This window comes from Vibrio ichthyoenteri ATCC 700023 (assembly GCF_000222605.1).
Lineage (GTDB): Bacteria > Pseudomonadota > Gammaproteobacteria > Enterobacterales > Vibrionaceae > Vibrio > Vibrio ichthyoenteri.
Genome location: NZ_AFWF01000012.1, coordinates 48,095 through 60,154, shown reverse-complemented (window position 1 = coordinate 60,154; position 12,060 = coordinate 48,095). Strand labels below are relative to the sequence as shown.

The following is a 12,060-nucleotide window of genomic DNA, read 5'->3' as shown; positions in this document are numbered from 1 at the left end:
AGTTGCTACCTAAATTACACTGGCATGTTCATTAATTCTTTATACGCTTCAACCAGTTTATTGCGTACTTGGATCGTTGCTTCAAAAGCGACACTCGATTTATTCCGAGCGATCATCACATCAGATAAAGAGACATTTTCATCACCGCGATCAAAGCGGGTTTGCAGGTCACCTGACGTTTTAGAAAGGCTGTTGACGTTATTGATGGCATTGCTAAGCAAATCTTTAAAATCTGCCCCCACAGTTTGACCTGTGGCGACTGGTTTTGCGTTAGCCGCATCCAGCATCATGGCTTGCATTTCGCTGTTAAATCCATCAATTCTCATCATTACCTCTGGTGTCAATTCTTTGACAAGCAACTACGTTGTATTACTGACGCTGCAAAGAGTATGCCACGCACTATTAAGCCTACGAAAATAGCACGTTAGTTTGGAATATCAATCCCTGCATCACGCATTTTTGCGAGCTTGTAGCGTAAAGTCCGTGGGCTGATCCCTAACTTGTCGGCCATTTCTTTACGGCGCCCAGCGCACTCAACTAAAGTTTCAAGAATAATAGTGTACTCTTGGTCCCTTAGTTCCCCCCCTAATCCAGAGGTCGAAGATAAGCCTTTAAAAGCATCCACTTCCGCCACGGGCTTGATGGTCGGCATTGCCACTGAGCCATTCTCAACCACTTGCTGTAAGCTGGTTGCATCTAACCAATCCAAGCCTTCAAGTAGAATATGCTCACCACCAATGTGATTATTTTCACTCAGGATCAAGGCTCGTTGCACCACATTATCCAATTCACGGACGTTACCCGGCCATGGATAGGCAACGAGTTTAGCCAGCGCGTCTTGGCTCAAATTTGGTACCGGCATACCCAATTTTTGACAGTGACGCTCTACCAGGTGGCGTGCTAAAGGTTCAATATCCCCTTTACGTTCACATAGCGCTGGCCATGCAATTGGGAAAACATTCAGACGGTAGTATAAATCTTCACGGAAATTTCCTTCTAGCACATACTGCTTAAGATCGCGGTTACTGGTGGCTAATACTCGGACATCCAATTTAATGCTCTTACGGCCGCCTAAGCGCTCAACTTCACGCTCTTGCAGTACGCGTAATAACTTAGCTTGCAGGCTTAGATCCATCTCACTGATTTCATCCAGTAGAATCGTGCCACCTTGCGCTTGTTCAAACTTACCTGGACACGCTTGTACCGCGCCGGTGAAGGCTCCTTTTTCGTAACCAAACAGTGTCGCTTCAAGCATGTTGTCAGGGATCGCTGCACAGTTAATCGCCACAAAAGGGCCATTTTTGCGGAGTGAGGCGTTATGAATATAACGCGACATCACTTCTTTGCCCGAACCACTAGGGCCAAGCACCATCACATTGGCATCGGTACGAGCCACTTTGTCGGCAAGCGCCAACAGCTTTAAACTTTTTTCATCAGCAACAACAGCATCACCGTTGTCGTCTGATTTAACTGGCGCGTAACGACTGACCATGTTCAACAGAACTTCTGGAGCAAAAGGTTTCGCCATGTAATCAATCGCGCCATCCTTCATTGCTGAAACGGCATCTTCAATATTGGCGTATGCCGTCATCAACAATACCGGCAGATTTGGCCAATGCTGTTTGATATTGCGCAGCAGTGCTAGACCACCCATGCCGGCCATTTGAACATCCGAAACAACAATGTCCACGGCGTTAGTTTTAAGCTTAACCAACGCGTCTTCAGCGCTGTCTGCTTCAAGCCATTCGTAGCCAGCAAGCGCGAGGGTATCGACGAGTGCTTCGCGTAAACCTTCGTCATCTTCTACGATAAGTACCTTGCTTTGAGCCATTGCTATTCTCCAGTCGTTACTGATTGGTCAAGTTGAGGAGCATTTTCCAGTGGTATGCACATGGTAAAACATGCCCCATCTCCTTCCTCAGAAATGAGTTCAAGTTTTCCGTCGTGCGCGCGACAAACCATCTGTACGACTGCCAATCCAAGGCCTGTGCCTTGAGAGCGAGTGGTAAAGAAAGGTTCCATAATTTTTTGCTGTAATTCTTGCGCAACACCCGGTCCGCTATCTTGCACCGAGATCTTTAATTCGTTATTTACTGGGCGGAAAAACACATCTATCTGTGATTCTTTGCCTGCGATCTGAATGGCGTTCATCACTAAGTTACTTAATGCTGAAGCTATCGCGTTAGCATTACCCAGCAAACGGGTTGACTCGCCTTCAACCTCAAGGCAGTAATCAATGGCACTATTTTTCAGCGCCGTCTCCACCATAGGTGAGAATTCCGCAACCAATTCAGCAATCGTAAATTCTTTCACTACCTTGTTGTCACCACCTTTGGCAAACAACAGCATATCATTAACTTGTTTTTCAAGGTCTTGCAATCGATCAACTAACTTACTTTGAAAGCGATCTTTTGTTGCTGGCGGTAAATTGGGCGCAGCAAGGTTTGAAGCGTATAGCATCGCACTTGATAAAGGCGTCCTGACTTGGTGTGCTAACGAAGCCACCATACGACCAAGTGATGATAAACGCTGTAAATCACTAATACGTGATTGCAATAGGCGCGTTTCGGTCAGATCAGTAATCAGGATCAATTGTCCGGTCGCTGAGGCTGAAATCGCTAAGCGCACCTTACGGCCATTGCGTAACGAGATTTCATGACCGTCATCTTCACGCGGAGCAAAGGCCCATTGAATCACTTCGAACCATTTATAGCCAACCAAGGGAACTTCTAGCAAACGTTCGGCTTCTGGGTTGACTTCACGCACCACACCTTGGGTGTCGAGCAAGATAACCCCAGCAGGCATCACGTCTAAAACCTGCTTGTAACGTTCAACTTGCTCTTCTAATGAGCCTAAGTGGTTATCCATTCTTTGTTCGCCTGCGTACCGTTTTTTTGCCTTAAATACTACAATGGCCTGACATGCAAATTGCAAGCCAAGCCATTTACTTTAAATTTCAATTAGTTAATACGGCGCCATTTTATTGACACCACAATAAACTAGCGTTGAAGGTTATACTTGCGCATTTTTTCAACTAAGGTCGTACGGCGCATGCCCAGCATATCCGCAGCTCGAGCGACTACACCACCCTGAGCGTCAAGAGCTTGGTTAATCATATTAACTTCAAGCTCTGCCAACATCTCTTTAAGGTTCAATCCTTCCGGTGGCAGCGCTTGTGGGGCATGCTCGCTATTGGCGAAGACATCAAGATCATCGATGCTAAAATCATCAGAAAAAATGTTATGTAGCACATCGCGTTCTTGCTCTTCAACAGAAACCAATGGATTGGATTCTGGCTGAAACTCTGGAATATCACTATAACGATATTTAGTTGGTAAATGATTCACATCAACCAAGCTACTCGGATAGAGGATAATCATTCGCTCAACTAAGTTTGCCAACTCACGCACGTTGCCTGGCCAATCATGTTCCATTAAAGAATTGATGGCACGCGGTGTGAAACAGATAGGCTGTGCCCCCTCTGCTTGCATGCGTGTCATTAACTCTTGCAACAACAACGGAATGTCTTCTTTCCGCTCACGCAGGGCCGGCATTTCAATTGGAAACACATTGATACGGTAGTACAAATCTTCACGGAAAGACTCGTCACTAATCATGGTATCTAAGTTTCGATGTGTCGCCGCAATCACGCGAACATCAGCACGAATGGTATTGTTACCCCCAACGCGTTCAAAGCAGCGCTCTTGTAACACACGCAGCAGTTTGACTTGCATCGGCATTGGCATATCACCAATTTCGTCTAAGAACAGCGTTCCGCCTTCCGCTAACTCAAAACGGCCTTTACGCGCGGTAATCGCGCCGGTGAACGCCCCTTTCTCATGACCAAAGAGCTCACTTTCCAACAAATCAGGAGGAATAGCACCACAGTTAATTGGTACAAATGGGCCACCACGGCGAGAAGAATGGTAATGAATGTTGCGTGCCACGACTTCTTTACCCGTGCCAGATTCTCCAAGAATCAGGACATTGGCTTCCGTAGACGAGACTTGCTCAATCAGGTGGCGGACATCTTTGATGCCACGACTTTGCCCAACCAAGCTGCGAAACAGCGTGTTTTTGCGTGAAGAAGAAACAACATTAACACCTTTGCGACCAAGAAAATCTTTACAGTGACGTAAAGCTTCACTCAGTTGCGGGTAATTCAGCGGATAAGCGAGGTCCCCAACGTAGTTGGTGAGTTCCTCGGCAAACATAAACTGCTTGTTGGCGATAAGAAGTGGGATATGACTCGCGCGCGATAATTTTTGGTTTAGTTTGATTGCTTGTTCTGTTTGAAGAATAGAACCAATGATGCAACCGGACCAAACGCCTGAAAAATCTAACGTATCAATTTGTGCTGCATTGACGACTTCGCATGGCTCACCAACGAAATCTAGGATAGATGCTAGATTCGTTTGCGCCTGGGCGTCGTCTTCAATAACAAGTAGTTTTGCTAAGCCTTGCATAGGTGTGAATGATTGCCTTCATTAAATACTTGAATCTGCCAAAGTGATGAAAATCGTATCTCTTAGTTCGAGTAATTATTAACGATAGTCAATTTACAAAATTCGGCAACAAAATAAGCCACTAGGCTAGTTAGTGGCTTCTATTTTATTTGATAAAAAAAATAAGGCAACCAAGCAATTAGGAGGTGTGATATTAAGCCAAGGCTATTTCTATTAAATATCTAAATAATTTAACCTTTTTTAATCTATTTATTACAACCCAACCTCTTGAGCTGTTAGGTTATGAAACTCAGCTGGTATCTGATCCCACGCTGATTTGATCTCACGAATAATATCAATCACATCATCTAATGGTTGAGGGTCATTTTTGTGATTCGCTGCCGTGATTTGTGTGATCATAAATTCGTAGAGTTGATCCAAGTTTTGCGCAATATCTCCGCCATCATCCATCGATAAACAGCTACGTAAACTGATAATAATGTCGAGAGCTTTGCCTAAGCGCTCACCTTTCGCTGGGATATTACCCTGCTGCATTGCAGCTTTACCTTGAATCAAACGCTCAATAGCCCCAGCCATCAACATCTGAACGATTTTATGCGGGGAGGCCGCGGTGAGCTGGCTATCTACCGATACCTTCTTATAAGCCTGTAATGAACCGCGCATAGCATTCCTCTTCTACAAAAACTTTTTATATTGCTGCACGGACTTATTGCCGTGACGATATTTATATAATGTTTGACCAAGTAACGTGGTTTTGCTTTGCATCAGCATGACCACATTCTGTGTCTCTTTGATCGCTTGTTGCCACTGCTCAGTTTGAGATAATTGTGGCAGCTCGTCTATCGTGCAGAGCAGTCTCTGCAACAATTGTTCTCTTTTATCGACCAACTCAGAAATTTCTTCAGTGTTAATGTCATCCACTGAAAGCTCATTCTTTATTGTGTGATCCAGATCACTTAACTGCTTTAACTGATCTGTGAATTTATCGGTTGAGAGCACTCATCATCCCCGCTAACTGCGCTTGCATATTACTGGTTGAATCTTGCATGGCGCTAAATTTTGCATGGGTGCGCTCTTGTAAGCCTTCCATGCGACGATCCAGTTTGACCTGATCATCTTGCAATCGATAATTTCGCTCAACTAGGCTTTGTTCACGCGTTCGCAATGAGCCTGTCACCCCCGTTAAACCATGGATTGCGTCTTCGACCTTTTTCGCGAACCCCTGATTGCCACCGAAAAAATCTTCTAATTTGTTGAAGTTATTGTTCAGTTGACGATCAAGCATTTCATAATTAATTTCTAACGAGCCTTGACGAGTGGTGGTGATACCAAACTCAGTCAGTGATTTTAGCTCCTGTGGTGCCGGCTCAACCGATTGAGAGAAAACCGCTTTTAAGCGCGAATCCGCACTACGCACGATACTGTCTCCCGACAGTGGTCCAGCTTGACCCGTCATCGGATCGACGGTGGCGAGATCTTTTGATAATTGATAGAACTGGTTGTAGGCTGAAACGAACTGTTCAATATCTTCTCGTACACCTTGACGGTCATACTCAATATCAATTTCCGAGGCTTGTTTCCCCGGTTGGGTGCGTCCTTTGAGGGTTAAATCAACCCCATCAATGGCGTTTTCGATGATGTTGTTATTGCTTGATAGCTGAGCGACACCATCAAGCATCACTTTTGAATCTTGTGCCGCTTGTACTTGGCTCATGCCACTATAAGTATCAAACGAACCTTGTGCCGCTTTCAGTGCTTGTTGAGCCTGCTCAATTCGTTGTAGATATTCGCGCTGCTCCGGTGGCAACATATCTAATTTAGCTTGCTTGGCTTGCGCATCATCCATATCGCCGGCTGCCAATGCCGCATCAATCTGATCAATTTCATCCTGATGCGCCGCTTTAATCACTGCCTGCTCGGCAGCCAATTTTTTGTCGAGTGCTGCTTGCGCTTCTTTTGGTGTGACATAAGAATCCGTCAACGTGCCCGAAGCGGTGTTGTTCCACCCCGGTATATCACCCGATTTTTCACGCGCCTTATCATCCAGCTGTGGCTCGGGTTCCCAGTAAGAATCCAATAACGTCCCGGAGGCAGTGGGCGTCCAACCTGGGATACGATCTTCTGGCTTAATGTATTTATTTGCAGCTTGCCCAGCGCCCGCTGCCGCTGCAACCGCTTTTTCGGAAATCTGATTGACTGGCGTGATGTCTTTTGCCGCATTAGGGTCGACAACCGTTGCCGCTTGTCGGCTCGCATCGGCAATTTCACCGTCGACAATTTTTGCCGCATCGATGTTACGTTGAGCAATTCGGTCAGCCACTAATTGTTCTTGGGGCGTTAAAGGACTGAGCAGATCTTGCGCTGTTGCGCGAGCTTTTTCAAGATCAGAAACACGCTGCTCAAGTGTTTTATACTCAAGTTGCTTAAGTAGATTATTGGGCTGGTTGGTTTCAACTTTCATGCTAACGGCATGATCTTGACCAGAGAGGTCTGAGGCGACAATCAAACGAGGGCCATTGGTATCGTTGATAACCGAAGCGCGCACTCCAGGGTTACTTTTGCTGCCGTTGATGCCTCGGACAACATCGCTTAGCTTGGAGTGCGGTTTTACGTCTACTTCGAACGATTTGCTACCCATCGAAATGCGCAACTTACCTTCGCCAAATTTTGCGTCTTCAGGAAAAACATCCGACGCAATTTTGTGGCTTTGAGCAAGTTGCAACACATCAACAGCATAACGGCCTGCGATCGCTTCAGTTGAGGCGGTTGCCGACACGACGGCATCATCAGTAGTGTCTACCTTTCTTGCCGCAAACGCCTTTTCTTGGCGAAAACTCGCCATCAAGTTTTTCATCGTATCCAGCGACTCTCTGAGTCGACCGTAGGCACTGACACTGGATTCAATTTTAGTCTGCTCATTATTGATACGTTGCTGCTTGGGTGCACGCTCCGCCTCAACAATTTTGCCGACCATGGCATTGATATCCATGCCAGAATTCATCCCTACAGGGCCAAAACTCATCTAATCACCTCAAAAATACAATTACACCTTATCAATCAACAGCCCAGACGAATAACGTGCTGTTTGCTCTCTAAGACGTCGCATCACTTCTAACATCTCCTCATCGGGTATCTGACGAATGATTTCGCCAGTACTTTCTTCATAGATGGTCACAACATCTCGTCCGGATTCTTCATCAACCCGAAACGATAAGCCGGTTTGAATGGTTGAGATGAACTCATTCATCTGTTCCACTACTTTCTCACGTTCTTGCTCTGAAAGCTTCAGTCTGGACTGCGTTGCTTCCATCGCTTGTTCAATCCCGCGCGAGGTTAACTGGCTTAATTCTGATGCTACGGCCGTCTTTGAAACTGAGGCGGAGCTTTGCGAATTATCATATTCCGAAGCAATTTTAGTGCCACTTTGTGAGCCATGGGACTGGATGTTCGATGCGTAGGACGGTATCTCCATAACAATCTCCCTTCCACCTCATAGACCGATCCGCCGTTTAGGGTAATCGGCCTAGTCAGCTCGGTATTACTTATCCTTAACCCAATAAGCTTAATGCCGCAGTAGGACTCTGTTTTGCTTGGGCCAAAACTGAAGTACTGGCTTGCTGCAGGATCTGCGACTTAGTCATTTGAGTTGTTTCTTTTGCATAGTCAGTATCACGAATACGTCCACGCGATGCGTTTACGTTTTCATTGATATTGTCTAAATTGCTGATCGCATGATCAAAACGATTTTGGAATGCACCTAATGATGCACGTTGGCTATCAACGGATTTGAGTGCGCTATCAATAACAGAAACCGCCATTTGCGACCCTGCTACCGTACTCACATCCACGTCAGCGACTGTTACGTCTTTTGCTGCTTCAAAACCCAGCTCACTGCCTAAAGCACCCGCAACGGTGACTTCACTGCTTACTTGGTTTGTTGCCGCAAATAACTGCATTTTCCCATCTTCGCCAACCGAAGCTTTAATATCGTTGCTTTGACCATTAATGTAAGTGGCCAGCTGCTCGATATCATCGCCTGCTTTCGCGTTGATCGTCAATGACTTCGCTTCACCATTCGCATCTGAATAGTCAAATGTGATGTCGGTGCTGTCTGCTTGTACTCGCCAATCAGGCGTTTTTCCGGTTGCTACTTGGTACGATTTTCCGCCCATGGCTGCAGTATCAGAACGCATGTCACCCATGGTCAATTTTACCGCTTCGCCCGAACTTGAACCAATCTGAAAAGATTGACTACCGTACTGGCTATTCAACAGCTTGTTACCACCAAAAGAGGTCGTTTCGGCAATACGATTGAGTTCATCGTTTAATGCCGTTACCTCTTCTTGGATCGCAACGCGCTCAGAACTTGAGTTTGAACCGTTCGATGATTGCAATGATAGATCACGCATACGTTGCAGAATATTGGTGGTTTCATTCATCGCACCTTCTGCGGTTTGCGCAATCGAAATACCATCATTGGCATTTTTTACTGCCATATCCAAACCACGACTTTGAGATGTTAAGCGGTTTGAAATTTGCAGACCAGCAGCATCATCTTTTGCACTGTTGATTTTGTAACCTGACGACAAGCGCTCCATCGACTTCTGCATCCCGTCGGCTGCATTGTTTACGTAGCGCTGTGCTGTCATTGCAGACACGTTCGTGTTTACATTGATCGCCATAATTGATCTCCTTTGGCATAGGGGCATGCGCCGCAGTGTCTCTCACCTCACTTTGACGCATATCATTTCTCTCAGTCCTTTAACGGCGAGTAAAATGTAACCTTTAGAGAAAAATTATCTTTTTTTTTAGTTGAGCCAAATTGATAACAAAAGCGTGAAATCAATCTAAATCTTTTGTCGACCTAGCTTTTTAAGATACAAAAAAACCCAGCCTAGGCTGGGTTTTTCTTCACTCTAACAATTAGCCTAGTAGGCTTAGTGCTGAGTTTGGAGCTTGTTTTGCTTGCGCAAGTACTGAGCTTGATGCTTGAGAAAGAATTTGCGACTTAGTAAGCGCCGTTGTTTCTTTCGCGAAGTCAGTATCTTTGATGCGGCTCTTAGATGCGTTCACGTTTTCGTTGATGTTATCTAAGTTACTGATTGCATGGTCAAAACGGTTTTGGAATGCACCTAGTTCTGCACGGTGGCTATCAACATAGTTTAGTGCTGCGTCGATTACCGCTACAGATTGCTGTGCGCCACCAACTGAAGTTACGTCAATAGTATCTACCGTTTCAGCTTTACCAGCGCTCATGCCTAGTTCACCCGCTAGTGAACCACCGAATGAAACCGCGCCGTCAACTTTGTTGCTACCAGCGAATACTTGTAGACGACCATCTTCGTCAACAGATGCTTTTACTTTATCTGTTTGACCGTTGATGTAAGTTGCTAGCTCTTCGATATCGTCGCCTTCTTTCGCGTTGATAGCGATAGTTTCAGGCGCTGCACCATCTTTAGCAGTTAGAGTGATTTCTAGCGTGTTTTTACCCGCTTCTACACCCCAATCTTTATCTTTAGCGTTTTCAGCAGCTGCTTTGTAAGCCGTGCCGCCCATGCCAGCATTGTCACTGCGCATGTCGTTTAGCGTTAGCATTACTGCTTCACCGTTGTCCGCACCAATCTGCATTGATTTAGTGCTGAACGTACCGTTAAGAAGCTTGTTACCACCAAAAGAGGTTGTTTCAGCAATACGGTTAAGCTCATCGTTTAGAGATGTTACTTCTTCCTGGATTGCTACACGCTCTGAATCAGAGTTAGAACCGTTTGAAGATTGTAGCGATAGGTCACGCATACGTTGCAGGATGTTCGTTGTTTCGTTCATCGCGCCTTCAGCAGTCTGAGCGATAGAGATACCATCGTTCGCGTTACGTACTGCAACATCTAGACCGCGGCTTTGTACATTCAAGCGGTTTGAAATTTGTAGACCAGCAGCGTCATCTTTTGCGCTGTTGATTTTAGAACCAGACGATAGACGCTCCATTGAAGTTTGTTGTGCGCTAGTTGCTTGGTTAAGGTAACGCTGAGCTGTCATTGCTGAAACGTTAGTATTTACATTCACTGCCATGGTGTTATCTCCAATTGATTTTCCGATGTTTCCGGTTTCCGACGTCTCGGAAAACCAAGTAGTTCTCTCAAAGTTACTTTTATTAACGGCGTGGTTTTGAAAACCTTTAGAATTTTTTTAAGTTTTTTTTGAAAAAAGATGCTTTAGCCAGAAGAGTGTGATGAACAGGATAAAAACAATCAAAAGTCGATTTATTTACTAAAGGTTTATTATCACTGGTCGATAGCGTTCTCTTTTTTAAGACAAACGCCCTATTCACATCGACATAAGTGCGCGATCACACGGCTAGATTGGCTTAGCGAGCTTAATTCAATAGTGTTAAAGCAAGATTAGGTTGCTGTTTAGCCTGCGCGAGAATAGAAGTACTCACCTGCTGCAGTATCTGCTGCTTAACCATTTGCGTGGTTTCTTTGGCGTAATCAGTATCTTTAATCCGGCTATTCGACGCCGCGAGATTTTCATTTATATTGCTGAGATTATTGATTGAATGATCAAAGCGGTTTTGTAGCGCGCCAAGCTCAGCACGATGGCTATCAACAAATTGCAATGCCGTATCAATCACCGAGACCGCGCGCTGCGCGCCACCCGCTTGAGTGATATCGAGACTATCCACCGACTCATAGCCAGAGAGATTCATTTGCAATTGATTGGCAAGGCTGCCTGAGAAAGCAATCGTACCGGATGTTTCTTTACCGGCCATATAGATCTGCAACTGGCCATCTTCATTAACCGATGCTGAGACTTTATCGGTTTGACCATTGATATAGGTAGCCAACTCTTCAATATCGTCACCTGCTTTAGCCTCTATCTTAATGCTCTCTTGCACGCCTTTCGCGTTAGTGAAAGATAGATTTAATTGGCGGTTATCGACACCAACTTGCCATTCACTGTTTACCTTTGTACCGGCAACATAACTAAAGCCACCCATTGCTAGGGTGTCTGTACGCATATTGTTGAGCGATACTTGTACCGCTTCACCAGAGCTAGCGCCAATCTGAAAAGCCGAGCTTTTAAAGGAACCGTTGAGCAATTTTCGACCACCGAAAGAGGTAGTTTCAGCAATTCGGTTCAATTCATCGTTCAAAGCCGTCATTTCTTCCTGAAGGGCTTGTCGCTCAGAAGCGCTATTCGCACCATTCGAAGATTGCAAAGAAAGATCACGCATGCGCTGTAAGAGATTAGTCGATTCACTCATCGCACCTTCAGCAGTCTGCATGATTGAAATACCATCATTGGCATTGCGCATTGCAACATCAAGTCCGCTCATTTGGGCTTCCAAGCGATTGGAGATTTGCAAACCGGCCGCATCATCTTTGGCACTATTAATGCGACTCCCTGAAGAGAGCCTCTCCAAGGATTGATTCAGCAATTGCGTCGCATTGCCTAAATGGCGTTGCGCGGTCATTGCCGAGACATTGGTATTAACAGTGATCGTCATAAAATGGCTAGCCTTTTACCGGTATTGTCTTTTTATCGGCAAATCTCAGAGATCTTTAGCTTTTTTACTGATGGGAGAGCAAGCATAAAA

The 12,060-nt window shown here is 45.4% G+C and carries 11 protein-coding genes; all 11 read right to left on the bottom strand.

Translation table 11 applies throughout. From position 1 onward, the window contains the following. Positions 1–14: 14 nt before the first annotated feature. The 11 genes from fliE to RH85_RS02020 all read right to left on the bottom strand — a co-directional run bounded on the left by fliE (position 15) and on the right by RH85_RS02020 (position 11,970). Positions 15–326, bottom strand: a complete 312-nt coding sequence (fliE, locus tag RH85_RS02070; protein WP_006710523.1) for a flagellar hook-basal body complex protein FliE — start codon at positions 324–326, stop codon at positions 15–17. Between the two features lie 98 nt (positions 327–424). Beyond that, entirely contained in the window at positions 425–1,831 is a 1,407-nt protein-coding gene (locus RH85_RS02065; RefSeq protein WP_006710522.1) for a sigma-54-dependent transcriptional regulator, read from the bottom strand. 2 nt (positions 1,832–1,833) lie between these two features. Then, on the bottom strand, positions 1,834–2,868 hold the full coding sequence (locus RH85_RS02060; protein WP_006710521.1) for a sensor histidine kinase: 1,035 nt from the start codon (positions 2,866–2,868) through the stop codon (positions 1,834–1,836). A 131-nt stretch (positions 2,869–2,999) separates the two neighbouring features. Further along, complete coding sequence (locus tag RH85_RS02055) at positions 3,000–4,466, bottom strand: sigma-54 dependent transcriptional regulator (protein ID WP_006710520.1); 1,467 nt, start codon at positions 4,464–4,466, stop codon at positions 3,000–3,002. A gap of 252 nt (positions 4,467–4,718) precedes the next feature. After that, positions 4,719–5,129, bottom strand: coding sequence for a flagellar export chaperone FliS (gene fliS, locus RH85_RS02050; RefSeq protein WP_006710519.1), 411 nt, complete (start codon positions 5,127–5,129; stop codon positions 4,719–4,721). Between the two features lie 12 nt (positions 5,130–5,141). Then, positions 5,142–5,465, bottom strand: coding sequence for a flagellar protein FliT (gene fliT / locus RH85_RS02045; RefSeq protein ID WP_006710518.1), 324 nt, complete (start codon positions 5,463–5,465; stop codon positions 5,142–5,144). Continuing rightward, a complete protein-coding gene (fliD, locus tag RH85_RS02040; protein ID WP_006710517.1) occupies positions 5,449–7,488 on the bottom strand; it encodes a flagellar filament capping protein FliD in 2,040 nt (679 codons plus the stop codon). Before fliD ends, fliT begins: the two co-directional genes overlap by 17 nt. Positions 7,489–7,509: 21 nt before the next feature. Continuing rightward, on the bottom strand, positions 7,510–7,938 hold the full coding sequence (gene flaG / locus RH85_RS02035) for a flagellar protein FlaG (protein ID WP_006710516.1): 429 nt from the start codon (positions 7,936–7,938) through the stop codon (positions 7,510–7,512). 76 nt (positions 7,939–8,014) lie between these two features. Further along, complete coding sequence (locus RH85_RS02030; protein ID WP_006710515.1) at positions 8,015–9,148, bottom strand: flagellin; 1,134 nt, start codon at positions 9,146–9,148, stop codon at positions 8,015–8,017. 241 nt (positions 9,149–9,389) lie between these two features. Next, positions 9,390–10,532, bottom strand: coding sequence for a flagellin (locus tag RH85_RS02025; protein ID WP_006710514.1), 1,143 nt, complete (start codon positions 10,530–10,532; stop codon positions 9,390–9,392). A 304-nt stretch (positions 10,533–10,836) separates the two neighbouring features. Next, the gene (locus RH85_RS02020) at positions 10,837–11,970 is read right to left on the bottom strand and encodes a flagellin (RefSeq protein WP_006710513.1); all 1,134 of its coding nucleotides are present in this window, start codon (positions 11,968–11,970) and stop codon (positions 10,837–10,839) included. Positions 11,971–12,060 lie beyond the last annotated feature (90 nt).